The 26,139-nt window shown below is 70.2% G+C and carries 23 protein-coding genes and 5 pseudogenes; 8 read left to right on the top strand and 20 right to left on the bottom strand.

All coding sequences use genetic code 11. The annotated features are described in order from the left end of the window. Both OG352_RS27155 and OG352_RS27150 read left to right on the top strand, forming a co-directional pair. Positions 1-696: a class I SAM-dependent methyltransferase gene (locus OG352_RS27155; protein WP_329220443.1), complete on the top strand. Its 696-nt coding sequence runs from the start codon at positions 1-3 to the stop codon at positions 694-696. 30 nt (positions 697-726) lie between these two features. Beyond that, on the top strand, positions 727-1,305 hold the full coding sequence (locus OG352_RS27150; protein ID WP_329220441.1) for an HAD domain-containing protein: 579 nt from the start codon (positions 727-729) through the stop codon (positions 1,303-1,305). 154 nt (positions 1,306-1,459) lie between these two features. Here OG352_RS27150 and OG352_RS27145 read toward each other — a convergent pair whose 3' ends face one another. From OG352_RS27145 to OG352_RS27105, 9 genes are all read right to left on the bottom strand, one after another. Then, complete coding sequence (locus tag OG352_RS27145; RefSeq protein ID WP_329220440.1) at positions 1,460-2,083, bottom strand: Uma2 family endonuclease; 624 nt, start codon at positions 2,081-2,083, stop codon at positions 1,460-1,462. Between the two features lie 97 nt (positions 2,084-2,180). Then, positions 2,181-3,464 (bottom strand): thymidine phosphorylase, encoded by a 1,284-nt coding sequence (locus tag OG352_RS27140; RefSeq protein ID WP_329220439.1) that lies wholly within the window; start codon positions 3,462-3,464, stop codon positions 2,181-2,183. Positions 3,465-3,560: 96 nt separating this feature from the next. Further along, on the bottom strand, positions 3,561-3,974 hold the full coding sequence (locus tag OG352_RS27135) for a cytidine deaminase (protein WP_329220438.1): 414 nt from the start codon (positions 3,972-3,974) through the stop codon (positions 3,561-3,563). Further along, complete coding sequence (locus OG352_RS27130; RefSeq protein WP_329220437.1) at positions 3,971-5,233, bottom strand: ABC transporter permease; 1,263 nt, start codon at positions 5,231-5,233, stop codon at positions 3,971-3,973. The genes OG352_RS27135 and OG352_RS27130 overlap by 4 nt, the downstream gene beginning before the upstream one ends. After that, the gene (locus OG352_RS27125; RefSeq protein ID WP_329220436.1) at positions 5,233-6,351 is read right to left on the bottom strand and encodes an ABC transporter permease; all 1,119 of its coding nucleotides are present in this window, start codon (positions 6,349-6,351) and stop codon (positions 5,233-5,235) included. The genes OG352_RS27130 and OG352_RS27125 overlap by 1 nt, the downstream gene beginning before the upstream one ends. After that, positions 6,348-8,021 (bottom strand): ABC transporter ATP-binding protein, encoded by a 1,674-nt coding sequence (locus OG352_RS27120; RefSeq protein ID WP_329223987.1) that lies wholly within the window; start codon positions 8,019-8,021, stop codon positions 6,348-6,350. The genes OG352_RS27125 and OG352_RS27120 overlap by 4 nt, the downstream gene beginning before the upstream one ends. A 267-nt stretch (positions 8,022-8,288) precedes the next feature. Next, positions 8,289-9,341, bottom strand: coding sequence for a BMP family lipoprotein (locus OG352_RS27115; protein WP_329220435.1), 1,053 nt, complete (start codon positions 9,339-9,341; stop codon positions 8,289-8,291). Between the two features lie 243 nt (positions 9,342-9,584). Continuing rightward, the gene (locus tag OG352_RS27110) at positions 9,585-10,664 is read right to left on the bottom strand and encodes a BMP family lipoprotein (RefSeq protein WP_329220434.1); all 1,080 of its coding nucleotides are present in this window, start codon (positions 10,662-10,664) and stop codon (positions 9,585-9,587) included. Positions 10,665-10,967: 303 nt separating this feature from the next. Continuing rightward, positions 10,968-12,239, bottom strand: a complete 1,272-nt coding sequence (locus OG352_RS27105) for an amidohydrolase (protein WP_329223986.1) — start codon at positions 12,237-12,239, stop codon at positions 10,968-10,970. A gap of 309 nt (positions 12,240-12,548) precedes the next feature. Between OG352_RS27105 and OG352_RS27100 the strand changes: the two are divergent. After that, a pseudogene (locus tag OG352_RS27100) lies at positions 12,549-12,791 on the top strand (acyltransferase family protein); the annotation flags it as partial. A gap of 84 nt (positions 12,792-12,875) precedes the next feature. On the opposite strand, the pseudogene OG352_RS27095 reads toward OG352_RS27100, so the two are convergent. After that, a pseudogene (locus tag OG352_RS27095) lies at positions 12,876-13,028 on the bottom strand (TetR family transcriptional regulator); the annotation flags it as partial. Between OG352_RS27095 and OG352_RS27090 the strand changes: the two are divergent. Then, positions 13,009-13,575 (top strand): annotated as a pseudogene (locus OG352_RS27090) (FAD-dependent monooxygenase); the annotation flags it as partial. The pseudogenes OG352_RS27095 and OG352_RS27090 overlap by 20 nt on opposite strands. A 3-nt stretch (positions 13,576-13,578) precedes the next feature. Here the strand turns inward: OG352_RS27090 and leuE are convergent. The 3 genes from leuE to OG352_RS27075 all read right to left on the bottom strand — a co-directional run bounded on the left by leuE (position 13,579) and on the right by OG352_RS27075 (position 16,541). Beyond that, on the bottom strand, positions 13,579-14,238 hold the full coding sequence (leuE, locus tag OG352_RS27085; RefSeq protein WP_329220433.1) for a leucine efflux protein LeuE: 660 nt from the start codon (positions 14,236-14,238) through the stop codon (positions 13,579-13,581). Between the two features lie 30 nt (positions 14,239-14,268). After that, positions 14,269-14,850 carry a Uma2 family endonuclease gene (locus tag OG352_RS27080; RefSeq protein ID WP_329220431.1) on the bottom strand — a complete coding sequence of 194 codons (582 nt, stop codon included), beginning with the start codon at positions 14,848-14,850 and terminating at the stop codon, positions 14,269-14,271. 92 nt (positions 14,851-14,942) lie between these two features. After that, complete coding sequence (locus tag OG352_RS27075; protein WP_329220430.1) at positions 14,943-16,541, bottom strand: acyl-CoA mutase large subunit family protein; 1,599 nt, start codon at positions 16,539-16,541, stop codon at positions 14,943-14,945. Positions 16,542-16,640: 99 nt separating this feature from the next. Here OG352_RS27075 and OG352_RS27070 point away from each other — a divergent pair, with 99 nt between their 5' ends. Beyond that, positions 16,641-17,504, top strand: coding sequence for a L,D-transpeptidase family protein (locus OG352_RS27070; protein ID WP_329220429.1), 864 nt, complete (start codon positions 16,641-16,643; stop codon positions 17,502-17,504). 294 nt (positions 17,505-17,798) lie between these two features. Here OG352_RS27070 and OG352_RS27065 read toward each other — a convergent pair whose 3' ends face one another. Further along, the gene (locus tag OG352_RS27065) at positions 17,799-18,092 is read right to left on the bottom strand and encodes a hypothetical protein (protein WP_329220428.1); all 294 of its coding nucleotides are present in this window, start codon (positions 18,090-18,092) and stop codon (positions 17,799-17,801) included. 183 nt (positions 18,093-18,275) lie between these two features. On the opposite strand from OG352_RS27065, the gene OG352_RS27060 reads away from it, so the two are divergent. Next, positions 18,276-18,683, top strand: a complete 408-nt coding sequence (locus OG352_RS27060) for a hypothetical protein (protein ID WP_329220427.1) — start codon at positions 18,276-18,278, stop codon at positions 18,681-18,683. Here OG352_RS27060 and OG352_RS27055 read toward each other — a convergent pair. Beyond that, a complete protein-coding gene (locus OG352_RS27055) occupies positions 18,680-19,771 on the bottom strand; it encodes a hypothetical protein (RefSeq protein WP_329220426.1) in 1,092 nt (363 codons plus the stop codon). The two genes, OG352_RS27060 and OG352_RS27055, sit on opposite strands and share 4 nt — an antisense overlap. Beyond that, complete coding sequence (locus tag OG352_RS27050) at positions 19,771-20,430, bottom strand: RNA polymerase sigma factor (RefSeq protein WP_329220425.1); 660 nt, start codon at positions 20,428-20,430, stop codon at positions 19,771-19,773. Before OG352_RS27050 ends, OG352_RS27055 begins: the two co-directional genes overlap by 1 nt. Before the next feature lie 639 nt (positions 20,431-21,069). On the opposite strand from OG352_RS27050, the gene OG352_RS27045 reads away from it, so the two are divergent. After that, positions 21,070-21,258, top strand: a complete 189-nt coding sequence (locus OG352_RS27045) for a hypothetical protein (protein ID WP_329220424.1) — start codon at positions 21,070-21,072, stop codon at positions 21,256-21,258. Positions 21,259-21,527: 269 nt separating this feature from the next. Here the strand turns inward: OG352_RS27045 and OG352_RS27040 are convergent, their stop codons facing one another. Next, positions 21,528-23,033, bottom strand: a complete 1,506-nt coding sequence (locus tag OG352_RS27040) for an ATP-binding protein (RefSeq protein ID WP_329220422.1) — start codon at positions 23,031-23,033, stop codon at positions 21,528-21,530. A gap of 334 nt (positions 23,034-23,367) precedes the next feature. Here OG352_RS27040 and OG352_RS27035 point away from each other — a divergent pair. Further along, a pseudogene (locus OG352_RS27035) lies at positions 23,368-24,111 on the top strand (alpha/beta fold hydrolase); the annotation flags it as partial. A gap of 330 nt (positions 24,112-24,441) precedes the next feature. Here OG352_RS27035 and OG352_RS27030 read toward each other — a convergent pair. From OG352_RS27030 to OG352_RS27020, 3 genes and pseudogenes are all read right to left on the bottom strand, one after another. Continuing rightward, a pseudogene (locus OG352_RS27030) lies at positions 24,442-24,723 on the bottom strand (ATP-binding protein); the annotation flags it as partial. Between the two features lie 226 nt (positions 24,724-24,949). After that, positions 24,950-25,357, bottom strand: a complete 408-nt coding sequence (locus tag OG352_RS27025; protein ID WP_329220420.1) for a hypothetical protein — start codon at positions 25,355-25,357, stop codon at positions 24,950-24,952. Positions 25,358-25,451: 94 nt separating this feature from the next. Beyond that, positions 25,452-26,039 carry a hypothetical protein gene (locus tag OG352_RS27020; RefSeq protein ID WP_329220419.1) on the bottom strand — a complete coding sequence of 196 codons (588 nt, stop codon included), beginning with the start codon at positions 26,037-26,039 and terminating at the stop codon, positions 25,452-25,454. Positions 26,040-26,139 lie beyond the last annotated feature (100 nt).

The following is a 26,139-nucleotide window of genomic DNA, read 5'->3' as shown; positions in this document are numbered from 1 at the left end:
GTGCTCGCCCAGGCGTCCCCCTGGTACGTCCACGCTCTCCAGCGCACAACGGCCAGCCCCGCCGAACCGCTGACCGTACCCGCACGGATGGAATGGACCACGCGGCCCGGCAGCGGCCCCGGCGCCGAAATCCTCGGCCCTGATCTGAGCCGCAAGCGACTGCTGGAACTCGGCTGCGGCCCCGGCCACAACGCCGCCCACCTCGCCACCCGCTACGGCGCCCAGACCACCGGCGTCGACCTCGTCGGCCTCCAGGTCCGCCGAGCCCGCTCGCACTACGGCCGGCTGAACAACCTCACCTTCGCCGCCGGCCACGCCCTGCACTACCTGCAAGCCTCCGACGAACACTTCGACGCCATCTACTCCGTCTTCGGAGCCGTCGGCCTCGTAGCCCCCGAACTTCTGCTCCCGGCCGTCGCCCAACACCTCAAGCCCGGCTGCACTCTCGCCTTCTCCGTCCCCCACCCCCAACGCGGCGGCAGGCGCCCCTCAACCGACGACCGCCCCAGCCGCGACTACGTCACCCTCCCCGACCGCACCCGACTACCCATCGCCCGCTGGGACTTCGACGCCGACCGCTGGGAGAGACACCTCGACCGCGCCGGCCTCCGGCTCGCCTCGGCACAGGAGTTCCACGACGCCCGCCACGGTGGCCGCTGGCCCACGATCCTGCTGATCACCGCGCACAAACTCTGACCCCCACCCCGGCTCCCCTGGGAGAAACCGATGCGCACGCCCTACCTGCTCCTCGACGTCGACGGCGTCCTCATACCCTTCCCGGACGCTGACGGAGCCAGTCCGACAACCCACAACCGGCACGACGTCGTGCCCACGGACCGAAGCGCCGACGACCCGGTCCCCGTCTGGCTCAACCCTGCGCACGGCCCCTTGCTGATGCAGGTGATCCTGACGTGTCTGATCACCCCCGTGTGGTGCACCAGTTGGCGTCAGGACGCCAGCACGCTCATCGGCCCGCTCCTCGACCTCCCGGCCCTGCCCTACGTCGACCTCCCACGCCCGCAGATCACCACGAGCCACCCCAACGGGTACCTGTGGAAACGCGACCACGTCGACACCTGGCTCGGCGACGCGCCCGCCATCTGGATCGACGACGACTTCACACCCTTCGACCACAAATGGGCCGCAGAGCGCACTGCCCGCGGCCAGGCGACCGCGCTTGTCCAGCCTGATCCCCACGTCGGGCTACTGGCCGAGCACCTGGTCGAGGTCCTGGCGTGGGCCGCGCTGGTGCCCGTTGCACGGGCCGATGTCCCAGCCGTTTCACGTGAAGCCGAAGCCGCATAGCGGAGACAAGTCGCAGGACGCTCTGGTGCCCTCGTCGGCGCAGGCTGCCTACACCACCTGGGGGTACCGGAACGTCGGTGTGTCCCGTGCGTGGGACGAGGCACCGCTGTACGACTGCATGCTCCGCGAGATGGACTGAGAGCTCCTGAAGGTCCTACAGAACTCTCGTCGGAGCCGGAAAGCTCGCCGTGTCCAGAGCCAGTCCGAACGGCTCTGGTAGGTGGATCGCCTCGCCGAAACTGTGGGTGTTCAGGAGGCGGTAGGTGTCGTCCTCGGGTTCGCCGTACAGGGTGACGGTCGGGCCTTCCGGGGCCAGGGCGTCGATGAGGAGGTAGAGGGGGACGCCTGCCTCGGCGTAGCCCGCGGGTTTTTTCACGCGGTCGTTGTGGGCTGTGGCCTTCGAGGTGATCTCCACGACCAGTCGGGCCGCTGCCGCGGGTACGTGGTCGTCGGCGTCCGCGCCGGTGCCCGGGGCGCGGGGGAGGACGACCAGGTCCGGGACGTAGAGGCCCAGACGGGACGGGACGGCTGTGGCCAGCCACTGGTAGACGCCCCAGGTGTCCGGGATGACCTCGTAGAGGGAGCGGGTCACGCGTTCCGCGATGGCGTGGCCGGTGCCGGCCGAGACGGGTGTCACGGAGACCAGGCCGTCGATGATCTCCGCCCGGCAGCCCTTGGGGACGACGGTGTGGCGCCAGACCCAGACCGCTTCGTCCCACTCGTTCCACTCGGCCCGGTCGTCGCCGGTTCGGGGGTGGTCACCGAAGTGCGTGCTCATGATCGCCATCCAACAAGGCGGACGGGACCGGCGGCGATCCACCGGTCCCGTTCACCCTGATGAGGGGAAAAGCCGAAGAAGGCAAGGAAAGCGCAGGTCAGGCGATACGTTCCAGCACCACCGGGGACGCGTTGAACGTCGATCCCGGGGTGCTGACGTCATAAGAGCCCGTCACGGCCTGGAGGGCGTAGTCGAAGCGCTCGGGGGTGTCCGTGTGGAGGGTCAGGAGGGGCTGGCCCTCGGTCACCGTGTCGCCGGGCTTGGCGTGGAGTTCGACGCCCGCGCCCGCCTGCACCGGGTGCTCCTTGCGGGCGCGGCCCGCGCCCAGGCGCCAGGCCGCGATGCCGATGTCGTAGGCGTCGAGGCGGGTCAGGACGCCCGAGGCGGACGCCTTCACCACGTGCTGTTCCCTCGCCGTGGGGAGGGGGGCGTCCGGGTCGCCGCCCTGGGCCGCGATCATGCGGCGCCAGACGTCCATGGCCGAGCCGTCGGCCAGGGCCTTCGCCGGGTCGGCGTCGCGCACGCCGGCCGCGTCCAGCATTTCGCGGGCCAGGGCGAGGGTCAGTTCCACCACGTCGGCCGGGCCGCCGCCCGCCAGGACCTCCACCGACTCGCGGACCTCCAGCGCGTTGCCCGCCGTCAGGCCGAGCGGGGTGGACATGTCCGTCAGGAGCGCCACCGTCTTCACGCCGTGGTCCGTGCCCAGGCCGACCATCGTCGAGGCCAGCTCGCGGGCGTCGGCCAGCGTCTTCATGAAGGCGCCGGTGCCCACCTTCACGTCCAGGACCAGCGAGCCCGTGCCCTCCGCGATCTTCTTCGACATGATCGAGGAGGCGATCAGCGGGATCGCCTCGACCGTGCCGGTCACGTCCCGCAGGGCGTAGAGCTTCTTGTCGGCGGGGGCCAGGCCGTCGCCCGCCGCGCAGATCACCGCGCCCGTGCCGTCCAGCACCGACAGCATCTCCTCGTTGGAGAGCAGGGCGCGCCAGCCGGGGATCGACTCCAGCTTGTCCAGGGTGCCCCCGGTGTGGCCGAGGCCCCGGCCCGAGAGCTGGGGGACCGCCGCGCCGCAGGCCGCCACCAGGGGGGCCAGCGGCAGCGTGATCTTGTCGCCGACGCCGCCCGTGGAGTGCTTGTCGGCGGTCGGGCGGGACAGCGACGAGAAGTCCATGCGCTCGCCGGAGGCGATCATCGCGGCCGTCCAGCGGGCGATCTCGGCGCGGTTCATGCCGTTGAGCAGGATGGCCATCGCGAGCGACGACATCTGCTCGTCGGCGACCTCGCCGCGGGTGTACGCGTCGATGACCCAGTCGATCTGCTCGTCGCTGAGCTCACCGCGGTCCCGCTTGGTGCGGATGACGGAGACGGCGTCCATGGCCATGCCTTTCCTTCAGACGTTCATAAAGCAGACGTTCGTAAAGCAGACGTTCGTAAAGTGCGCGGCCCCTCTGCGCCAGTCAGAGGGGCCGGGCGGGAGTTACCTGGTGAGGTGGTCCGGGCCGAAGGCCTGCGGGAGCATCTGAGACAGCGGGAGGATCCCCGCCGGTGTCTCCAGCAGCAGGTCCGGGCCGCCGAACTCGTACAGCAGCTGGCGGCAGCGGCCGCACGGGACGAGGATCTCGCCCCGGCCGTCCACGCAGGTGAAGTGGGTGAGCCGGCCGCCGCCGGTCCGGTGCAGCTCCGAGACCAGCCCGCACTCGGCGCACAGGCCGAGCCCGTAGGAGGCGTTCTCGACGTTGCAGCCGGAGATCGTGCGGCCGTCGTCCACCAGGGCCGCGACCCCGACCGGATAGCCCGAGTAGGGGGCGTACGCGTGGGACATGGCCTCGCGGGCCAGCTCGCGCAGCGCGTCCCAGTCGACCGGGGCGGCCGGCGCCGCGGCCGGGGTCACTTGCCCTGCCCCTTCCGGTACGGCATGCCGTCCGCCTTGGGCATCCGCAGGGACTGCGCGGACAGCGACAGCACCAGCAGGGTGACGACGTAGGGGGCGGCCGTCACGACCTGGCGCGGAACCTCGTCCGTGCCGACGTACCAGACGAACATCAGGGCCGAGATCAGCGCGGTGATGACGGCGGGGACGTACTTCTTCTGCCACGCCAGGTAGGCCGCGCCGAACACCAGCAGGATCGCGAGCAGCAGGATCAGCGCGTGGACGTTGGTGGTGCCGCCGCGCAGGTTGAGGCTGTCGGTGTAGCCGAACAGGCCCGCGCCCAGCGCCAGTCCGCCCGGCATCCAGTTGCCGAAGATCATCGCGGCGAGGCCGATGTAGCCGCGGCCGGCGGTCTGGCCGTCCAGGTACACGTTCGAGGCGACGATGGACAGGAACGCGCCGCCGAGGCCCGCGAAGCCGCCGCTGATGATCACGGCGATGTACTTGTACTTGTAGACGTTGACGCCGAGGGACTCGGCCGCGATCGGGTTCTCGCCGCAGGAGCGCAGGCGCAGGCCGAACGCGGTGCGCCACAGCACCCACCAGGTGGCCGGGACGAGGGCGACGGCGACGACGGTCAGCGGCGACAGGTCGGTGATCAGACCGCCGGCCAGGCCGGCGATGTCGGAGATCAGGAACCAGTGCTTCTCGTTGAGCGTGTCCAGCCAGCTCGACAGCCCGGGAATGTCGAAGGTGCCCAGCGAGTCGATCGGCGGGGACTGCTTGGAGGAGCCGCCGGCGGCGTTCTCGAAGGTGAACTTCGACAGGTAGCGGGTGACGCCCAGGGCCAGGATGTTGACGGCCACACCGGAGACGATGTGGTTCACGTTGAAGGTGACGGTCGCGACGGCGTGCAGGACGGCGCCCAGCGCGCCGCCGATGATGCCGAAGACGACGCCCGTCCACGGACCCCACTGGTAGCCGGCCCAGGCGCCGAACCAGGTGCCGAGGATCATCATGCCCTCGAGGCCGATGTTGACGACGCCCGCGCGCTCGGCCCACAGACCGCCGAGACCGGCGAGGCCGATCGGGACGGCGAGGCGCAGCGCGGTGGACATCTGGCCGGTGGAGGTGATGCCGTCGGCGCCGGTGATGAGGCGGACGGCCGAGGCCAGGACCAGGACGGCCGCGATGATCAGCAGGAGGACGGGGAGCGAGAAACGGCGGCCGCCCTTGCCGGGCCGCTTCGCCTTCGGCTTGGCGATGGTCGTGGTGCTCATCAGACCGTCACCTCCTTCTTGGAGTTCTGGGCGGCGGCGGCGAGCTCGGCGCCGACGCGCTTCTGCTGGCGGCGCAGCCCCCACTGGCGTACGGCCTCGTACGAGATGACGACCGCGAAGACGATCAGGCCCTGCATGATCGTGGCGATCTCCTTCTCGTACGCCACCGGGGTCGCGTAGTCGAGGGCGGGAGAGGCCTTGTCGAGGAAGGCGATCAGGAGCGCGGCGAAGGCGATGCCGACCGGGTTGTTGCGGCCGAGCAGGGCGATGGTGATGCCGGTGAAGCCGAGTCCGGTGGGGAAGCTCAGGCTGTAGGTGTGGGCGTCGCCGAGCAGCAGGGGCAGGCCGGACAGGCCCGCGATGCCGCCGGAGATCAGCATGGCGGTGAGGACCATCTTCTTGGCGTCGACGCCGGAGGCCGCGGCGGCGGTCTCGGACTCTCCGGTGGCGCGCAGGTCGAAGCCGAAGCGGGTGCGGTTGAGGACGATCCAGTAGACGACGCCGAGCGCGATGGCGAGGAAGACCAGGCCGTAGATCTCGCCGACGTCCGCGCCGAGGTCGATGCCGGGGACCCAGCCGGAGTCCTTCATGACGCCGGTCGTGTTGTTGTTGCCGACCTGCACGCCCCACATGTTGTCGAGGGTGAGGTAGCCGATGACGCTGGTGGCGATCGCGTTCAGCATGATCGTCGCGACGACCTCGCTGACGCCCCGGGTGACCTTCAGGACGCCCGCGATGCCGGCCCAGAACGCGCCGGTGAGGACGCCGACCAGGAGCAGCAGCGGGATCTGCAGGAAGGACGGCAGGGCGATGTTCGCGCCGACGACGGCGGTCATCATCGCGGCGAGGCGGTACTGGCCGTCGACGCCGATGTTGAACAGGTTCATGCGGAAGCCGATGGCGACCGCGAGGGCGGCGACGTAGTACATCGAGGCCTGGTTGACGATCAGGACCTGGACGTCGGAGTAGCCGGCCTGCTCCAGCATGAGCGTGTACGGCTCGATCGGGCTCTTGCCGGAGGCGATCAGCACGACCGAGGTCAGCAGGATCGCCGCGACGAGCGCGATGACCGGGCCGGCCACCGCGAGGAGCACGCGCTCCTTGTCGAACTTCTTCATCGGGCCTCGTCCTCCGGACCGGCTTCGGTGCCGTCTTCGGCGCCGACTTCCTCGACGTGTTCCAGGTGACCGGACGCGGCGCCGGTCATGGCGGAGCCGAGCTCCTCCGGGGTGATGGTGGCGGGGTCCGCGTCCGCGACCAGGGTGCCGTTGTAGATCACGCGCAGGGTGTCCGACAGGCCGATGAGCTCGTCGAGGTCGGCGGAGATCAGCAGCACGGCCAGGCCCTCGCGGCGGGCCTCGCGGATGCGGTCCCAGATCTGGGCCTGCGCGCCGACGTCCACCCCGCGGGTGGGGTGGGCGGCGATCAGGAACTTGGGGCTGTGGCTCATCTCGCGGCCGACGATCAGCTTCTGCTGGTTGCCGCCGGACAGCGAGGCGGCGGTGACGTCGATGCCGGGGGTGCGGACGTCGAACTCCTCGACGATCCGGCGGGTGTCGGCCTGCGCGCCCTTGATGTTCAGCCAGAAGCCCTTGGCGTTGGGGGCCTCGGTGACATGGCCGAGGATGCGGTTCTCCCAGAGGGGGGCCTCCAGGAGCAGTCCCTGGCGGTGGCGGTCCTCGGGGATGTAGCCGACGCCGGACTCGCGCCGCTTGCGGGTGCTCCAGGGGGTGATGTCCTCGCCGAGGAAGGCGATCGTGCCGGAGTCGGCGTTCTTGGTGCCGATCAGGGCGTCGATCAGTTCCGTCTGGCCGTTGCCCTCGACGCCCGCGATGCCCATGACCTCGCCGGCGTGGATGGTGAAGCTGACGTCGTCCAGGGCCTTCTTGACCTCGCCGGCCGCCTCGACCATGGAGCCGGGGCCCACGGGCTCGGCCTCGACGCCCAGGGAGGCGCCGCCGCTCGCGTACACGGTGAGGTGGGAAACCTGGATGACCGGCTTGTCGGTGACCGTGGACTCGGCGGTCTCCGGGGTGGGCAGTTCGCTGCCGACCATCATCTCCGCGAGCTGACGCGGGGTCGTCTCGGCGGGGACCGCGGTGCCGACGGTCGTGCCGCGCCGGATGACGGTGATGTCGTCGGCGACGGACAGCACCTCGCCCAGCTTGTGGGAGATGAAGATGACGGACAGGCCCTCGGACTTCAGCTCGCGCAGGTTGTCGAAGAGCGCGTCGACCTCCTGCGGGACGAGCACGGCGGTCGGCTCGTCGAGGATGAGGGTCTTGGCGCCGCGGAAGAGGACCTTGAGGATCTCCACGCGCTGCCGGTCGGCGACACCGAGGTCCTCGACCAGGGCGTCGGGGCGCACGCCGAGCCCGTAGCGGTCGGAGATCTCCTTGATCTTCTTACGGGCGTTGCCGCCGATGCCGTACAGCTTCTCGCTGCCCAGCACCACGTTCTCCAGCACGGTCAGGTTGTCGGCCAGCATGAAGTGCTGGTGGACCATGCCGATGCCGCGCGCGATGGCGTCGGCGGGGCTGGAGAGGCTCACCTGTTCGCCGTCGATCGCGATGGTGCCCTCGTCCGGCTTCTGCATGCCGTAGAGGATCTTCATCAGCGTCGACTTGCCGGCGCCGTTCTCGCCGACGAGGGCGTGCACGGTGCCCTTGCGGACGGCGAGGTGGATGTCGTGGTTGGCGACGACACCGGGGAAGCGCTTGGTGATCCCCGCCAGCTCTACCGCGATCGTCGACTGTGCGGTGAGCGGAGGGCTGCTGGACGCGTCGATGGCGCACACTCCTTGGGAAAGGGGCCGCTCTACGCGCGTAGCGCCCCTGCTTTAAATAGTGCCCGGATCGAATCGACCATTAATGATCTTGATAGTCGCCCTGGGGGCGATCCCGATCACGTCTCGATCCGTTCCGAGCATTCTGCCGCGCGAACGGGGCACGAGGAGACATGCTCTCCGCGCCCCGTTCCGTGGTCGTAACGCTGCCATTACAGCGCACCCTTGGCCAATGCCTCTGACCGGTTCAGCACCGTACGGTCCGTGCGGTCAGGAGGTCTTCACCTTGATGGTGCCGTCCTTGATGCCCGCTTCGGCCTTCTTGATCGCGTCCTGGATCGCGGCGTTGCTCGCGAACGCGGGGTTCGAGTCCGACACGCTCACGCCGCCGTTCTCGAGGCTGCCGCGGACGACGCCGGTCGCGGGCTTGCCGTCCTTGACGGACTTGGCCAGCGTGTAGACCGCGCCCTCGACGTTCTTCATGGCCGAGGTGAGGATCGAGGCCTGGTACGCCTTCAGCGCGTCCTGCTTGTACTGGTCGGAGTCGACGCCGATGGCCCAGACCTTGTGGGCGGTGGCGGCCTTGATGACACCCTGGCCGGACAGGCCGGCGGCGGCGTAGACGACGTCCGCACCGGCGTCGATCTGGCCCTCGGCGGCGCTCTCGCCCTTGTCGGGGCTGGAGAAGCCACCCTCGGCGGCGGTCTCGGTCAGGTACTGCGACTTGACCGTGACACCCTTCTTGGTGTCCTCGACGCCCTGCTTGAAGCCGGCCTCGAACTTGTGGATCAGCGGCACGTCCACGCCGCCGACGAAGCCGACGGTGTTGGTCTTGGTGGCCGTGGCGGCGGCGACTCCGGCGAGGTAGGAGGCCTGCTCCTCGTGGAAGACGAGGTCGGCGACGTTGTCGGCCTTGATCTGGTCGTCGTCGACGATGCCGAAGGTGACCTTCGGGTACTTGGCCGCGACCTCCTTGACGGCCGGCGCGTAGGCGAAGCCGACGCCGATCACCGGGTTGTAGCCCTGCTTGGCAAGGCTCTCCAGGCGCTGCACCTTGTCCGCGTCGGACTCGCCGTCCTGCGGCTCGACCGCGGTCGACTTGTAGCCGAACTCCTTGTCGGCCTTGTCCAGGCCGGCCGTCGCGGCGTCGTTGAAGGACTGGTCGCCCTTGCCGCCGACGTCGTACGCGAGCGCGAGGCCCAGGTTCTTGGCGCTGCTGTTGGAGGAGGAGGACGACGTGGACGAGCTTCCACAAGCGGAAACAGTCACGGCGAGGGCTGCGGTGGCAACACTCGCGACTGCGATTCGGGACACCCGGCGCATGGAACGAGACTCCTTTGTGCAAGCGCCCAAACCAGGCGCTGGTTCCGCCGCAGCGTAACGCGCGTAGACCAGACGGAAAAACCCTTCTGTCCGGTCCGTTACCGAGCTGTGGCCACAGATGGAGCCCAGGTTACGGACAGCAGAACGCCCCTTGCGGGAGGCAAGGGGCGCATGGGCTGCAAGGACGCCCGTAAGGGCGTAGCCGGGGGGTGGTGCGGGTGCTTGGGGCGCGTTACTCAGTGGTTACTTGGTGTTGACCGTGACCGTGCCGTCGATGATGGCCTTCTTGGCCTTGTCGACGGCGGCGACGACGTCCGTCATCGCCTTGTACTTCGGGTTGGTGTCGGCGAAGCCGACGCCGTCGTTGGCGAGGCTGCCGCGGACCACTCCGGACAGCGGCTTGCCGTCGACGACGGACTTCACGAGGTCGTAGACCGCGCCGCCGACGTTCTTCAGCGCCGAGCCGAGGATGTAGTCCTTGTACGCCGCCAGCGCGCTCTGGCTGTACTGGTCGGAGTCGACGCCGATGGCCCACACCTTCTTGGCGGCGGCCTCGGTGATCACGCCCTGACCGGACAGACCGGCCGCGTGGTACAGGACGTCCGCGCCGGCCTCGATCTGGCCGCTCGCCGCGTCCTTGCCCTTGTCGGGGCTGGAGAAGCCGCCTTCCTGGGGGGTCTCCGTCAGGTACTGCGACTCGATCTTGATCTTCGGGTTGACCGACTTGGCGCCCTGGACGTACCCGGCCTCGAACTTGTGGATCAGCGGGATGTCCACGCCGCCGATGAAGCCGATGTGCGCCTTCTTGCTCGCCTTGGCGGCGGCGACGCCGGCCAGGTAGGAGGCCTGCTCCTCGTGGAAGACCAGGTCGGCGACGTTCTTCGCCTGGACGGTCTCGTCGTCGATGATCCCGAAGGTGGTGTTCGGGAACTTGGCGGCGACCTCCTTGACGGCCGGCCCGTAGACGAAGCCGACGCCGATCACCGGGTTGTGGCCGGACTGGGCGAGCTGGGTCAGGCGCTGCACCTTGTCCGCGTCGGACTCGCCGTCCTGCGGCTCGATGTCCTGGCCGCCGATCTTGAACTCCTTCTCGGCCTTCTGCAGACCGGCGTAGGCGGCGTCGTTGAAGGACTGGTCGCCCTTGCCGCCGATGTCGTACGCGAGGCCGATGCCCTTGCCCGAGTACGTGCCGGACTCCGTGTCGGTGGCCTTGGAGTCGGTGCTGGACTTGCCGCAGCCCGCGGCGGCGAGTGCGACGACCGCGACGGCCACCGCCGCCCGGGAGAATCTGGTTCTCTGCGAGATCCGAGAGTTACGACGCATAGCAAGCACCCCTTCGTCCCCACGGCACCGTGACCGGCCCGCTTTCCCCTTGGTGACGCCGTTCCGGAAGGCCTTCCCCGACGAGCCGTTCCCGGTGGCGATTCCGGCGCACAGTAACGCGCGTAGAAGGGGAGGGGAACGGGGTTTCCCTCGGCCGTTATCGATTCGTGCCGGGGTTGGGTTACAGGCGTGGCCCGGGGATTACGGGCCGGTGACACAGGGGGATGAAGGGGCACCTTTCCGGCGCCCGCCCTTCATCCCCTTGTGTCAGTGGCCTCGCGTGCGGTGGCCTCGCTTACTCGTCTACTCGTCGCGGGTCGCCGCGTCCAGCAACGCTGCCGCCGTGAAGAGCTCCACGCCTACGGTGATGGCCGACTCGTCGGCGTCGAAGTCGCCCTGGTGCAGATCGCGGACGGTGCGCTCGCCGGGGGTGCGGACGCCGAGCCGGGCCATCGCGCCGGGCACCCGCTCCAGGTACCAGGAGAAGTCCTCGCCGCCGAGGCTCTGCTCGGTGCCCTCCACGCCCGCCTCGCCGCGCCGGGCGACCATGGCGTCCCGCAGCAGCCCGGTGACGTCGGCGTCGTTGACGACGGGCGGGACGCCGCGCACGTAGTTGATCTCCGACTTGGCCCGGTGCAGGTTGGCGACCTCGTCGATCGCCGCGACGACGATGTCCGGGGCCTGCCGCCACGCCTCGAGGTCCAGGCAGCGGACGGTCCCGGAGAGCTCGGCGTGCTGCGGGATCACGTTCGGCGCGTGCCCGCTCTCGATCCGGCCCCAGGTGACGGCGAGCCCGGCACGCGTGTCGACGCGCCGGCCGACCAGCGCGGGGACGTCGGTGACGACCCGGGCGGCGGCGGTGACGAGGTCGGTCGTCAGGTGGGGGCGGGCGGTGTGGCCGCCGGGGCCGTCGAGGGAGATCTCCAGCCGGTCGCAGGCCGAGGTGATGGCGCCTGCCCGCAGCCCGACCCGGCCCGCGTCGACGCGCGGGTCGCAGTGCACGGCGATGATCCGGCCGACGCCGTCCAGCGCCCCGCACTCGATGGCGTCGGCGGCGCCGCCGGGCAGCACCTCCTCGGCGGGCTGGAAGATCAGCCGCACGGGCCGGGGCAGCCGCCCCTGCCGGTGCAGTTCCGCGAGGACGAGACCGGCGCCGAGGACGACGGTGGTGTGCACGTCGTGGCCGCAGGCGTGCGCGCGGCCGGGCACGGTGGACCGGTACGCGCTCTCGATCTTCGTGTCCGGGATGGGCAGCGCGTCGATGTCGGCGCGCATCGCGAGCACGGGAACGCCGTCGGCCCCGCCGTCCTGTCCGCCCACCGCCCCGATGTCGCAGATGAGGCCGGTCCCGATGGCGAGCACACGGGGCTTCAGCCCCGCCCTCTCGAGGCGGGCCTTGATCGCGGCCGTCGTACGGAACTCCTGGTTACCGAGCTCGGGGTGCATGTGCAGGTCGCGGCGGAAGGCCACGAGTTCCGCGCGCAGCGCCTCCGGCAGGGTGCCGGGAAGGGCGACCGGCTGGGCACCGGGGAGCGCGTCTTCCCCTGAAGGATCGGCCTCGGACTCTCGGAACATCAGGTTCTTCACCCTCTGAAGGGTAGGACGCCGGAGCGGTCAACCGACCTACGATCAACAAAACTTCAACCCGTCAGGCGAAGAAAAGTCGGCCGCGCGGCGCATGGCTGCTATTGAGGATGGGTAAACTTCGCCGATTTTTCAATCGGCGCCCACACTTCTTCCTGTCTTTCACGGATACCACGGACCACACATGGCACGCCGTGCCTGTCCAAGGAGCGGGACCCGTAGCGGGACCGGTCCCGGAATCATCACCGCCCCGCAGCGATTCCGCCACGCAGCGCGACGGCCGGGGGTACGGCGAGGGCGCTGCGAGCCAAGGCGCAGCAACCGGCGCACCCCGCTGCGGGAGCGCCGTCACCGGCGCGCCGTGAGGGCCGGCTCCGGGCCCTGGACGGGCTGCGGCTGGTCGCCGCGCTGATGGTGGCGGTTTACCACTACGCGGGCCGCGGCGGCGACGTCACCCGGGCGTGGGGCAGCTCGCCGCGGCTCCAGTTCCCCACGTTGCACCAGTTCGCCGCCTACGGCTGCCTCGGTGTCCAGGTCTTCTTCGCGCAGGCGGCGCGCGAGCCGCTGCTCGACCTGGTGCTGATGCCCGAGTACGCGGCGTTCTTCATCGGCGGCATCGGCCTCCACCTCGAAGTGCCGGTGGTAGTCGGCGAAGATCTCCGCGCCCGCCCGTGCGGCCAGCGGGAAGTCACTCATCAGCCGGGCCCGCTCCCCGACGTCGTACCCCTCGCGCCGCTCGTCGGGCAGCGGCTCGACGCCCTGGTCCTCGGACTTCCGCCCCCGCGCGGCCCTGGCGGACCGCTTCCGCGCCGGCCGCGTCTTCCTCGCCGGCGACGCGGCCCACGTCCACTCCCCCGCAGGCGGCCAGGGCCTCAACACCAGCGTCCAGGACGCCTACAACCTGGGGTGGAAGCTGGGCGCGGTGCTGGCCGGGCGGGCGCCGGAAGCGCTGCTGGACACCTACGAGGAGGAGTGCCGTCCGGTGGCCGCGTACGTCCTCGGCCTGTCGACGGCGATCCACCGCCAGGAGGCCCGTCGCGGCACGACCACCCGCCAACTGGGCCTGAACTACCGGCACTCGCCACTGAGCGAGGAGACCAGGCGGACCCCGCGTTCCCTCCGCGCCGGGGACCGCGTCCCGGACCTCACGGTGGACGGCGTCCGTCTCTTCGACCCCCTCAGGGGCCCGGACTGGACTGAACTGACGCTGGAGGAAGGGGTGTTCCTGGTCCGCCCGGACGGTTACGTGGGCTGGGCGGGCGAGTCCGAGGCGGGGATGGACGGGATGGAGGGGATGGAGGAGTACCGGGCGCGTGTCGGCGCCTGAGGGTCAGGCACTCGCCAACGTCAGCTTCACCGCGAAGCCGAGGAACAACGCCCCGGCGGCGGAGGTGGCGCCGGCCGCCAGTCTCGTCCGGCGTCGGAAGGCACCCGCCAGCCGCGTCCCGCCGAATATCAGCGCGGTGAGATAGAGGAAGCTCGCGACCTGCGCGAACGCGCCCAGCACGACGAACGAGACCGCCGGGTACGCGTACCCCGGGTCGACGAACTGCACGAAGAAGGCGACGAAGAACAGGATCGCCTTGGGATTGAACAGGCTGATGACGAACGCCCGCCGAAAGGCCCGCTCCTCGGCCCCGGCACCGGACGCCTCCTCGACGCCGCCCCGCTCCCCGTGCTCCCCCCGAGCCCGCCACATCCCCCACGCGGCCCGCAGCATCCCGACCGCCAGCCACGTCAGATACCCGGCCCCCGCGTACTTCACGACCCCGAACAGCAGGGCGTTGCCCTGGAGCAGAGAGGCGACCCCGGCCGCGGACAAGGTCATCAGCACGGAGTCCCCGCACCACACCCCGGCGGCGGCGGTGTACCCGGCCCGTATCCCGCGCCGGGCGGCGACGGAAAGGACGTACAGCGAGTTGGGCCCGGGAAGCAGGACGATCAGGACGAGACCTGCGAGGTAGGTGGGGAGATCGATGACGCCGAACATGGGGACGAGTGTCGCACGGGGGTACGACAGTCAGTCGTCGCCGTCCAGGAGGGTGTCCACGGAGAGGTCGAGAGCGACGCCGACGGACTCGGGGACAGGCACGGACTGGCCTCGTTTGTAGCGCTGAGGCACGTCGTACTTCCCGTCGATCGGGTTCTGGTGGACGAGCACTTCGTCGTGCTTGCGGTCGACCACGATGTAGACGGGAACTCCGGCCTCGGCGTAGCACTCGACCTTGGGGCCAAGGTCGTCGGACCAGTTCGAGGACGTCACTTCGACGACCAGGCGGAAGACGTTGGGGGCGTAGCAGTTCTTCTGGACGAGGGCGTCACGGAAGTCCTCGTCCACGACGGAGAAGTCGGGGATCGAGTAGTCCTCGGCCACCGTGGGCAGCCACAGGCCGATGCCCTGGACGTACCTGAGCCCAGCTTTCCGGGCCCCAGCGCCTCCGAATGCTTCGATGAGCCAAGTCAACGACAGCGCATGCGAGCCGTCCGGCGGCGGTGTCACAGTGAGCCTCCCCTGGAGAATCTCCACGCGGTGCCCAGGCAGTGCACGGGAGAGCAGGTCGGCGGCTTCGCCCAACGTCAGCTCGTGTTGCAGTACAGCCACGGCATCCTCCTTTTCGGGGGTCACTCTTCATGAGCGTAACCGGGAGCGTGCGATTTCCGCCCCCGATCACCCGTACGGAGGAATCGCCCAGGTCAGAAGGCATCCGACGGCGCATAAGCCCCCCAAACCCCCCGGAGGGCGTCGCACACCTCGCCCACCGTCGCCCGGGCCCGCAGGGCGGCCTTCATCGGGTGGAGGACGTTGTCCGTGCCCTCGGCGGCCTGCTTCAGGGCGGCCAGGGCGGTGTCCACCGCCGACTGGTCGCGTTCCGCGCGGAGCCTGGCGAGGCGGGCGGCCTGCCGGGCCTCGATGGCCGGGTCCACCCGCAGCGGCTCGTACGGCTCCTCCGCGTCGAGCCGGTAGCGGTTGACGCCGACGACGACCCGCTCGCCGGAGTCGGTCTCCTGGGCGATCCGGTACGCGCTGTGCTCGATCTCGTTCTTCTGGAAACCGTGCTCGATGGCCGCCACCGCGCCGCCGAGATCCTCGACCCTGCGCATCAGCCCGACGGCCGCCGCCTCGACGTCGTCGGTCATCCGCTCCACGACGTACGACCCGGCGAAGGGGTCGACGGTCGCCGTCACGTCCGTCTCGTAGGCGAGCACCTGCTGTGTGCGCAGGGCGAGGCGCGCGCTCTTGTCCGTGGGCAGCGCGATCGCCTCGTCGAAGGAGTTCGTGTGCAGGGACTGGGTGCCGCCGAGGACCGCCGCGAGACCCTGGACGGCGACCCGGACCAGGTTCACCTCCGGCTGCTGGGCCGTCAGTTGGACGCCCGCCGTCTGCGTGTGGAAGCGCAGCATCAACGACTTCGGGTTCCTGGCGCCGAACTCGTCCCGCATCACCCGCGCCCAGATGCGCCTGGCCGCACGGAACTTGGCGACCTCTTCGAGGATCGTCGTCCGCGCGACGAAGAAGAAGGACAGCCGGGGCGCGAAGTCGTCCACGTCCATCCCCGCCGCCACCGCCGTACGGACGTACTCGATGCCGTCCGCCAGCGTGAAGGCGATCTCCTGCGCCGGGGACGCGCCCGCCTCCGCCATGTGGTAGCCGGAGATCGAGATCGTGTTCCACTTCGGGATCTCGGTCTTGCAGTACTTGAAGATGTCGGCGGTCAGCCGGAGGGAGGGCTTCGGCGGGAAGATGTACGTCCCGCGCGCGATGTACTCCTTCAGGACGTCGTTCTGGACCGTGCCCGTGAGCCGGCCGGCCGGCACGCCCTGCTCCTCGCCGACCAGTTGGTACATCAGCAGCAGGAGGGCGGCGGGCGCGTTGATCGTCATCGACGTCGACACCCTGTCCAGCGGGATCCCGCCGAACAGCACCCGCATGTCCTCGACCGAGTCGACGGCGACGCCCACCCTGCCGACCTCGCCGTGCGCGATCGCGGCGTCGGAGTCGTGGCCCATCTGGGTGGGCAGGTCGAAGGCGACCGACAGGCCCGTCGTGCCGTCGGCGATGAGCTGCCGGTAGCGGGCGTTGGACTCCGCCGCCGTGCCGAAGCCCGCGTACTGGCGCATGGTCCAGGGACGGCCGGTGTACATCGACGGGTAGACGCCCCGGGTGTACGGGTACGCGCCCGGCTCGCCCAGCTTCTCGGCCGGGTCCCAGCCCGCCAGGTCCGCCGGCCCGTACACGGGCTCGATGGGCAGTCCGGACTCCGACTCACGCGCCCTGTGCGACTCACGCGCCATGGGTGTCATGCCTCCCGCCGGGCGAACCTGTGGTTGCGGTCCCGCTCACCACAATGCCGGTCCGTTCGCGAGGCGTCATCCGGGGGGAACATCTCAGGCATGCGGATGCGGAGATCGATCGCCGTCCCGGCCGTCGCGGCGGCTCTGGTGACAGCCCTGGTGACGGTGTGCGGCGGCTGTAGCGTGCAGGCCCCGACGACGGACGGCACGGACGGGCCCGTACGCCCGCCGTCGGCCTCGTCCTCGGCCGGGGCCACCACCGACGACAGGCCGAGCGGCGGCCCGGCCGCCACCAGTACCCCCACCAGTGCCCCCGCCAGTGCCCCGCCCGCCGCCGTCCTGTGGTCGCACGGCGACACCGGGCGCGAGGTCCGCGAGCTCCAGGCCCGGCTGCGGCAGGTCGCCTGGCTCAACGCCGGCCCCACGGGCACGTACGACGGCCCCACCGAGGAGGCGGTGAAGGGCTTCCAGGGCAAGCGCGGGCTGCCGAGGACCGGGAAGACGGACACCGTCACCTGGCGGCGGCTGCTGGGGATGACGCGTGAACCGGGAGAGTGGGAGCTGTATCTGATGGGCGGTCAGCCCGCCGCCGCGCCCGATCCCCGGTGTCTGACCGGGCGGGTGCTGTGCATCGACAAGACGACCCGGACCCTGCGCTGGATGATCGACGGCCGGACGGTGTCGACGGTGTCGGTCCGCTTCGGCTCGCAGTACACGCCCACCCGGGAGGGTGTGTTCCACGTCTACTGGAAGTCCCGCGACCACGTGTCGACGCTCTACCACTCGCCGATGCCGTACGCGATGTTCTTCAGCGGCGGGCAGGCGGTGCACTACTCGGCCGACTTCGCGGCCCGCGGCTACGCCGGCGCGTCGCACGGCTGCGTCAACGTCCGGGACGAGACGGCGATCGCGGATCTCTTCGCGCAGGTGAGGAACGGCGACAAGGTCGTCGTGTCCTGGTAGGCGGCGCTCGGCCCGGCAGGGGCCCGGCCCGGTGGAAGCTGAGGGCGCGAGCGGGACCGGGGGAACGTGTCCCGCCCGCGCCGAGCGCACGAGCCGTAGGTACGGGGGGAACCCCGGCTCAGTGCAAGGGCCGATGACCAGTCGGCTCACTTGTTACTGCGCCCCGGCCGCCGAAAACGTCACACCCGCCCCGAAAAAACTTCGGCGATCTGCGAAGCCGCAGGTCAGGCCTGTTCCAGTTCCAGGTTCGGGTTCGGGTCCGGGTCCGGGTCCGGGTCCGGGTCCGGGTTCGGCCTAGGGGCAGCTGCCGCCCGTGACGGAGAAGAGCGCCTGGTAGCCCTTCCGTACGGCGGCCATGTTGAGCATGCCGACGATGCCGTCGGCGGTCATGCCCGCCTCGCCCGGGCCGGGGGCGTTGATGAACGTCGACTGCCACGGGCGTCCGCTGTAGCGGAAGCAGAAGGGGAACGGGAACATCTGGACCTCGCCGGAGGTCTCGATCCCGTCGGGCTGCAGGGCGGTCCCCAACTCGGGGGAATCCGCGACGAGTTCGTCGAGCGTCGGCGTCAGGTCGGTCTCGTCTGCCATGACGGCTCTCCTCGGTGCGATGGGCTCACGATGCTTCCGGAGCTACCGGTGGGGTGCAAACGGAGCCGGGGCGGAGCCGAGTTGCAGGCGTGCGCGGGCTGCGACACGCTTGTGGAAGAGGCTGGTTGGACTTCTGTTGGGCTCCTGGGGCTCCTGCTTGGGCTCCTTCGAGGAGGCGGCGTCATGGCTACGGTCTCGGCAACCCTGGCGAACAACGTGACCGTTCAACCGGTCAGCGGCACCAGTTCCACCGGGCTCGGAAGTTCCTTCAACGTCGGGAGCCTGGCTCCGGTGGAGGATCAGCCCCAGTCCAGTCCCGGTGTGCCGGGGCTGGGGCTCACCGTCGACATCCAGGTCGAGAACACCAAGGGCACGGCCAACACACTGACGGCCACCGTGGAGGACACCTCGGGGAGCGGCGCGTTCAGCGGACAGGGCACGATCACGTGGGGCGACGGGGACAGCGGCATCGCCTGGATCGAGTTCACCGGCTTCCCGGTCCAGGGCGACGGAGTGACGCCGACCGACCGGTGCAAGCTCACGCTGCAGACCTCGGGCGACGACGTCTCCGTCCGGTGGTTCACCATCTAGTGACGGCGCTGACCGTAGCCGCCGCTTCCACCGCTTCCACCGTTCCCGCCGCTCCCAGCGGAGGCGCCGCCGTGACGTCCGTCATGGCCGCCACGGTCACTACCGCGATCACCGCCGCTGTCGTCATCGCCGTCGCCGCTGCCACCGCTCTGTCCGGACCCGCCCTGGCCCTGCCCGGTGCCCCGGTCGGAGGTGTCTTTCCCCGTGCCCTTCCCTGAGCCCCTCCCGGAGCCCTTCCCGGTGCGGTCGTCGCCGCGGGAGTTCCCGGGGAGGGTGGTGCCGTCGAGGACGCCCGCGCAGTACTTCGGTACGCGCTGCGAGCCGCCCGCCAGGTTCTCCAGGATGCGGCGGCGGTCGGTGTCCAGGGTCTTGCCGGCGCCCAGGTCGCGGCAGGACGAGGTCACGCCGGCCGGCCAGGTGCCACGGAGATCCGGGGCCGTGGAGGCATGGTCGTCGGCGTTTCCGTCCCCCTTCCCGGCCTCGCCCGCGGCCTCGCTGCCTGTGTCGCCCGGGTCGTCGTCGTCCGGTGCCGGCGAGGACGCGTCGTCGCCCGAGGCGTCCGGCGCCGGGGAGACGAGCGGACCCTCGGGAAGCGCGGGCGCCGAGACGGCGGGCGACACCGGTTCCGCGTCGTCGAACGGGGTCGGCAGCACACCGGTCCCCGCCGCGACCGCGACCCCGCCGACCATCCCGACGGCCAGCACGGCGGCCAGCCCGAGCTGCGCGGGCCGACTCCACCGCGCGCGTCTCCCGGCCCCCTCCCGCCCCCGACCACCACCGATACGAACGAGCCCGGCATCGACGACAAGCGCCGCACCCGGAGCGGGGCTGACGGAGTCGATGGGGCTGACGGTGTCGGCGCGGTCCGCGTAGGCCTTGCGGAAGGCGGCCAGGGCCGCGGCCTCGCCGGGGAGTTCGTCGTCGGCGGGCAGGGGCTCGGCGGCGAGCGCGGACAGCGCGCCCAGCGTCCTCGCGAGCCGTTCGGCCTGTTCGCCGGCCGCGCCGTCGAGAGCGTGGCCGGGTGATTCACCGCGCAGCAGACGCTCCGCCGTTTCGCGGTCGAGCCACCTGTCCTGCTTGTCGGCCATCACATGTCCTTCTGCGTCCGCGTGCGCACATGCGTCACACCTGCGGACGTCACCGGGCGCGAGCGCGTTCCACGCTGAGGCGGCAGTGCGTCGAGCACGTCGGCCATCTCCGGATCCTCGCCGAGCAGTTCGGCGAGCTTCTTCAGGCCGCGGTGCGCGGCCGTACGTACCGCGCCGGGCCGTTTGCCGAGCGTCTCGGCGGCCGTCTTGGCGTCCAGGCCCATGACGACCCGCAGTACGACGGCCTCGGCCTGGTCCTGCGGCAGCCGGGCTATGAGGTCGAGGGTGCGGCCGGTGGCCAGCGCCTCGATGGCCTCGCCTGCGGTGTCGGACTCGGCGGCCCGGCCGGTCAGCTCGGTCTCGTCGCCGCCGATCGCGGGACGGCGGCCGCGCATGCGTATGAGGTCCAGGGCGCGGTTGCGGGCGATCCGGGCGGCCCAGCCACGGAAACGGTCCGCGTCCCCGCTGAACCGTTCCAGGTCACGGGCGATCTGCAGCCAGGCCTCGGAGGCGACGTCCTCGGCGTCGAGATCGCCGACGAGTGTGCGTACGTACCCGAGCAGCCGCGGGTGCACCGTGCGGTACACAGTCCGGAACGCGGTCTCGCACCCGTCCTGTGCCGCGAGCACCGCGGCTGTCAGCTCCGCGTCGTCCCCCACGTCGTGGTTTCCTCGGTCGATGGTTCGCGGTTCGTGGACCGCAGGTCGTTGCGGTGGTCTGCCCGCTTGGCCGTCCGGCGCGAAAGGCACGTTACGACCTGAAACCGCCGCTCGTCCATGTCCGTAGAACATGCAACTGACTCGTGACGCACTCGGGTGTGACAGAAAACGCACTCACGGCGCTGTAGAGAATACGGGCCGCCGCGCGGCCCGTGCCGCGCGACGGCCGGGGCCTCTCCTGTGGGGGGTGGCGGCCCCGGCCGTTGCCTCGGTTTTAGGGCCATGACCTGGGGTTTTGCGCAGATTCCGTAACCAGCGCGACCAACGCGTGACCAGCGGGCCAGACGCCTCACGTGATCCTAGCCAGCCCGATACGCCGAGCCGTCCCGAATGTCGGCTTGTGGACCCCTTCACCTCGGTGCTTGCCGTACTGGGCCAGGGTGGAGCCCAGCGAGTAGTGCCTCACATTGACCGAGACTTCCGTGGGGTTCCCCCCCGCGTCCAGGTCGTTAGTGACCTTGCGGTGACGCCAGCGTCACACGCTTCATCGACGAGCAGACGCCGTTCTCGACCCAACACGGTGTTAAGGGTGACGAGTTCGAAAATGTAGTCGTCGTCATCGACGATCGCCTCTGGGACATGTACAGCATCAGCAAAATGCTCGCGGGCACCGACTCCACGGACCGCTTCCAGCGCTCGCGCAACCTCTTCTACGTCAGCTGCTCACGAGCCCGACACGGCCTGGCTGTGGTCTTCCTCGATGATCTGCCCGACGAGGCAGAGGCCACCGCACGCGCCTGGTTCGCCTCTGGCGTCATTCATTCGTAGAAGCGACGGCAGGTCCTACGAGCCAACGCGCAGGGACAGGTAGACCCGGCCATACTCATCTTCCCGCACTGTCCGATCGGAGACCCTGCGAGCTCCGCTGACTTCTGCGGGAGACTCCAGCCCGCCCACCCCGTAGCTCCGCGATCTGAGTCTCGAGGGCACGCTTTCCGTACCTGGGTCGTGGTCGAGGTCCTCCGCGCCGCTGGATATCCGCACCGACACGCACTCAGCCACCACGGCCTGATTCAAAGGACTGGCCGCTCTTGGTGTCAGCCGCCGTAGAGGGTGGGCAGATCGACCAGGAGGAGGTCGTCCCGGCGCTCGGCCAGGTCGACCAGTTCGGGGCAGAAGCCGTGCAGCGAGTACAGGGCCAGGGTGGTGGCAGCGGTGTCGTACCCCTGATCCGCGAGCAGGGCACGGATACGTTCCAGGCGCTCCAGGTCACCGGTCCCCCGGCGAGCCGCGGTCGCCTTGGCCTCGCCCAGCAGCGCGATCCTCGCGCGGGGAGCCTGCGGGCGCTCGCCGGCGGCCAGGGCGATGACATCGACCTCGTGCTTCGTCCGGGCGGCCTGGTCGGCGACCTCGGTGGTACCGACCGGGCCGGGCAGTCCACCGGGCAACAGGGTGTGGGCGTAACGACGGGTGAAGTCGCGGGCCAGGTCCTCGAAGTGCGGCCCGAGGATCTTGGAGTTGAAGGTCGGAGCGGCCTGCTGCCACACCTGCTCGGCGAAACCCTGCTCCACGGCGGCGGCCTGCGGGAGGGTGATGAGCTGGTTGAAGCGGATGACAGGGTCGGCGAGCGTGATGACGGGGTGCTTGGAGCGGAGGATGTCCTGTTCCCGCCGGATGTAGCCAGTGGATTCCAGGACTCCGAGAGGGTGGGCGACGGCGTTGCGCGGACGTTCAAGAGCGGCACCGATCTTGCTGGGCGTGGTGGCGCCGTTCGCGATCGCGGTGAGGGTGTCGTAGTACAGCGTGTGTTGCGTGATCCTCGGGTCCTCGCGCAGCAGGTACTCGGTCTCGGTACGCGAGTGCACAGCCCGCCCCGGGTCGAGCAGTGTCCGGGCAAGCCAGGTGTCGAAGCCGTCGTCCGGATGCGGCCGGGCAGCCACCGGCCGGTAGCCGGGAGCTCCGCCCAAAACCGCGTGGACCTTCAGCGCGGTCAGCGGGTCGGCGATCTGCCAGAAGGTCCGGCTGTCACGGTAGTCGAAGGCACCCAGCCGTAGATCGACCACCGCACGCCCCCGCAGCGGCCTGGTTCCAGAGAGCAGTTCATGCATGACGCTCATCGCGGAGCCGCACAGGATCAGCCGCGGACCCGGCCCGGCACCGGGCGGGGCACCCCGCTGACGCTCGTCGTAGAGCTGTTGCAGCAGCCCCGGGATCTCGGGCGAGTGCTGGAGCAGATACGGCAACTCGTCGATCACCAGGAGCGGGTGCGACGAACGGGCGGTCACATCAAGGGCATTGGACAAGACGTCACGCCAGTCGTTCAGACGCAGACTCCCCGGCCGCAGGCCGGCGTGGGCGGCGACCGCGTCACTGAACCGCTGAATCGCGGGCAGCCGCCCCTCCTCCCGGACCGCTGTGACGTACAGGCCGCCGACCTGCTCGGACAGGGCCTGCAGAAGGTACGACTTCCCATGCCGCCGCCGCCCCGACACGATGCCGAGCCGCATCGCCGGATCCGGATCAGTGAGGAACTCCGCGAGCAGATCCCACTCCCGGACCCGGTCGACCACGTCGTCCGGCTTGGCCGGCAGGCTCTTCTTCACTCGCCCTCCCACACATCGACTTCGATGGAATACGTCAAAGTCTACTTCGACAAATAACGTCGTACTGGATTTATCCCGGAGCTTCGGCAGCCGATCTCAGACGATCCGGCGCGATGCGCGGGCAGATACACGACGCCATCCAGCACTTCTCCTCAGCCTCCATTGCAGGCCGTCCCACCGGCGTGATGGCAGCTTCTGGCGCGGCAGCCCGCAGGGGCTGACCCGACGGCTGGACACGTGACCAGCGCGTGACCAGTAGCGGTCAGGAACAGCCAGAAACTCCTAGACGAGTCATTCCGAATGCTGACGGTGTGTCCGGGAACACAGACAGGGCGTCCAAGGCGAGGGAGCGCCGCTCGTTCTGCTGGCGGGCCAGGCGAACAACCACCACTGGTGGGACGGGGTACGCGACGACTTCCACGCCGACCGCAGCACCCTCACGCTTGACTACCGCGGTACGGGCGAGAGCGACAAGCCCGACAGGCCCTACAGCACCGAGGGCTTCGCGCAGGACGTGATCGCGGTGCTCGACGAGCTCGGTGTCGACCGGGCCGACGTCTACGGCACGTCCATGGGCGGACGCGTGGCCCAGCACCTCGCGGCCCGCCATCCGCACCGGGTGCGCGCCCTGGTGCTCGGCTGCACGTCGCCCGGCGGCCAGCACGGCGTCGAACGCGACAACGACGTGCGCAGGTCGCTGGTACAGCCGCAACCGGGTGCGGCGCGACAGGCCCTGCTCGACCTGATGTACACCCCGGCCTGGCTGGCGACCCGCCCCGGCCCCTACCGGACACTCGGCGACCCGGCCATGCCGGCCTACGCCCAGCGTCGCCACCTGGCGGCCAGCAACCGGCACGACGCGTGGCACCTCCTGCCCGGCATCAGCGCACCCACCCTGGTCGTGCACGGCAGCGACGACCTGCTCAACCCGGCCGCCAACGCTCCCCTGCTCGCGAACCGCATCCCCGGTGCCCGGCTTCACATGGTCCCCGGAGCACGACACGCCTATTTCGAGGAGTTCCGCACCGTCGCAAGCCCACTCGTCCTGGACTTCCTCACCACACGGCCGCACCGGTGACAGGGAACCGGCAATCTCCGCAGGGCAGCCCTTCGGCGACGGTCCCAACCAAGTGGGGAAGTCGACCGGCCCTGGGGATCTCTCGAATGCTCATCAGCGTGGCCAACGCGTGACCAACAGCGGCCGGGGACAGTCAGAGACACCTGGACAAGGGCTGGCCTGGGCAGTCAGCGCGAACCTCCACTCGGGCGACAAAATGCCTGTTCAGGGGCCCTTCATGTCCCAGTCGGGCCAGGCGCGGCGGCCCCGGCCGTCGCCTCGGCTCACCCGCTCTGGCCTGAGACGCCGCGCGGCATCGGTGACCACCGTGCGACACGGCTCGAACCGGTGTCAGCTGCCGTAGAGGGTGGGCAGATCGACCAGGAGGAGATCGACCAGGAGGAGATCGTCACGGCGGTCGGCCAGGTCGACCAGGTCGGGGTGGAAGCCGTGCAGGGAGTACCGGGCCAGGGCGATGACATCGACCTCGTGTTTCGTGCGGGCGACCTGGTCGGCGACCTCGTTGGTACCGACCGGGCCCGGCAGTCCACCGGGCAACAGGGTGGGGGCGTAACGACGGGTGAAGTCGCGGGCCAGGTCCTCGAAGTGCGGCCCGAGGATCTTGGAGTTGAAGTACTGGAACAGCTCCCATGTCGACGGAGGCAGAGGGGGCGGCCGGGGGGCCGGGTACCAGTTCTGCGAATGTGACACTTCCGGGGTGATGTGTCACAGTTCGCGGCCGACGGTACCCCGGGGCTCCGGCACGGACGCGCCCTGGCCCGGAGCGCCCAGGCGGAATTCGCCGAACGGTATCCGGCTGTCAGGTGCGGGGCCCCTGGCTCCCTCCCATTGCCCGCTACTACCGCCTCCCCCTCGTCGCGTCCCTGCACAGCAGCCGCAGTGAGCCGTGGCCGGCGAAGCAGCGGTGGGACTCGTCGATGGGGTCCCAGAGGCGGCCGTCGGGGGTGCGGATCCAGTGGTCGCCGCCGGTCGTCCACCACTCGGCGCCGGTCTGGCGGGCGATCACCTCACCGGCGTACGCCCCGAATCCGCGCAGTGTGTGCTCCGCGGCCGGGTGCGGGGTGCCCGCGCGGCGCAGTTCCTCGATCAGGCGGTCGACGCGCCACAGGCTCGGTGCGGAGAAGTCGAGGTGCGGGCGCATGCCGTCGGGCACGGCGGCCAGCGTCTCCGCCGCCCATCGCACGGGTTTCGCCGCGGCGGAGGGTCGGGGCGGCTGGTCGGTCTGGTCGGTCGTCCTGTGCGTCACACTTCGAAGAGCGGGGGCGGGCCGTGTTCCGTCACTCGGATCCGGGGACTTCCCGAGACCGTCGCAGGACCGACCCGTCTCCCCCGCACCACGCTCACCTACGTCCACGAGCCCGCCGTGACACCACCGCGCGCAGCACCCGGCGGCCCTGCGTGGAGACCTCCAGCGCGCGGCGCAGTCCGCCCGTGCCGTGGGCGGCGAGGAGTTCCAGGACGGTGATCTGGCGGCGCAGTTCGGCGGCGACCAGGGGCGACATGCCCTCCGTACGGCCCTCGCGGCGGTCGTCGACCGGGGAGGCGTCCTCGGTCGGGTCGAGGTGGCGGTGGATCTGGAGGGAGGCGACGGAGCAGGCGTCGGCCCAGAGCCGCATCCCGGCGGCGGAGCGGTCGGCCGGGGCCGCGGCCAGCATCCGGCGCGCCAGGAGCACCACCGCGTCGCCCTCTCCCTCGCCGCCCTCCTGCCCTTCGCCCTCTCCCCCGTCGCCGGACTCCAGCTTGCCGCGCGCCTGTTGGAGCAGTTCGCCCCAGTCGGCGGCATCGGAGGTCTCCGCGAGGTTGCCCCACAGCGGTCGCAGGGTCTCGTCGTCACCCCCGAGCAGGGGCACGCACCGATCCAAACAAGCCAACCCGCCGGCGGTCAGTCCGCGTTCGTCGGCCTGAGCGATCAGTTCCACCAGGCTCATCCACGTCTCCCTCGCCAGGGCGCCTACCTTACGGAGCCCGCACTTCCCCTTACTGCGTGCGACGGGCCAGGAGTGTCACAGGAGGGGGAAGAGGAGCGGT

It is taken from the genome of Streptomyces sp. NBC_01485, from assembly GCF_036227125.1.
GTDB lineage: Bacteria > Actinomycetota > Actinomycetes > Streptomycetales > Streptomycetaceae > Streptomyces.
This window is presented reverse-complemented; position numbering and strand designations above follow the sequence as displayed.

Excerpts from the sequence above, each read along its gene's own strand:
- OG352_RS27150 (WP_329220441.1), top strand. The coding sequence starts at position 727 with ATGCGCACGCCCTACCTGCTCCTCGACGTCGACGGCGTCCTCATACCC.
- OG352_RS27145 (WP_329220440.1), bottom strand. The coding sequence starts at position 2,083 with ATGAGCACGCACTTCGGTGACCACCCCCGAACCGGCGACGACCGGGCC.
- OG352_RS27140 (WP_329220439.1), bottom strand. The coding sequence starts at position 3,464 with ATGGCCATGGACGCCGTCTCCGTCATCCGCACCAAGCGGGACCGCGGT.
- OG352_RS27130 (WP_329220437.1), bottom strand. The coding sequence starts at position 5,233 with ATGAGCACCACGACCATCGCCAAGCCGAAGGCGAAGCGGCCCGGCAAG.
- OG352_RS27125 (WP_329220436.1), bottom strand. The coding sequence starts at position 6,351 with ATGAAGAAGTTCGACAAGGAGCGCGTGCTCCTCGCGGTGGCCGGCCCG.
- OG352_RS27115 (WP_329220435.1), bottom strand. The coding sequence starts at position 9,341 with ATGCGCCGGGTGTCCCGAATCGCAGTCGCGAGTGTTGCCACCGCAGCC.
- OG352_RS27110 (WP_329220434.1), bottom strand. The coding sequence starts at position 10,664 with ATGCGTCGTAACTCTCGGATCTCGCAGAGAACCAGATTCTCCCGGGCG.
- OG352_RS27105 (WP_329223986.1), bottom strand. The coding sequence starts at position 12,239 with ATGTTCCGAGAGTCCGAGGCCGATCCTTCAGGGGAAGACGCGCTCCCC.
- leuE (WP_329220433.1), bottom strand. The coding sequence starts at position 14,238 with ATGTTCGGCGTCATCGATCTCCCCACCTACCTCGCAGGTCTCGTCCTG.
- OG352_RS27075 (WP_329220430.1), bottom strand. The coding sequence starts at position 16,541 with ATGGCGCGTGAGTCGCACAGGGCGCGTGAGTCGGAGTCCGGACTGCCC.
- OG352_RS27070 (WP_329220429.1), top strand. The coding sequence starts at position 16,641 with ATGCGGATGCGGAGATCGATCGCCGTCCCGGCCGTCGCGGCGGCTCTG.
- OG352_RS27065 (WP_329220428.1), bottom strand. The coding sequence starts at position 18,092 with ATGGCAGACGAGACCGACCTGACGCCGACGCTCGACGAACTCGTCGCG.
- OG352_RS27060 (WP_329220427.1), top strand. The coding sequence starts at position 18,276 with ATGGCTACGGTCTCGGCAACCCTGGCGAACAACGTGACCGTTCAACCG.
- OG352_RS27055 (WP_329220426.1), bottom strand. The coding sequence starts at position 19,771 with ATGGCCGACAAGCAGGACAGGTGGCTCGACCGCGAAACGGCGGAGCGT.
- OG352_RS27045 (WP_329220424.1), top strand. The coding sequence starts at position 21,070 with ATGTACAGCATCAGCAAAATGCTCGCGGGCACCGACTCCACGGACCGC.
- OG352_RS27020 (WP_329220419.1), bottom strand. The coding sequence starts at position 26,039 with ATGAGCCTGGTGGAACTGATCGCTCAGGCCGACGAACGCGGACTGACC.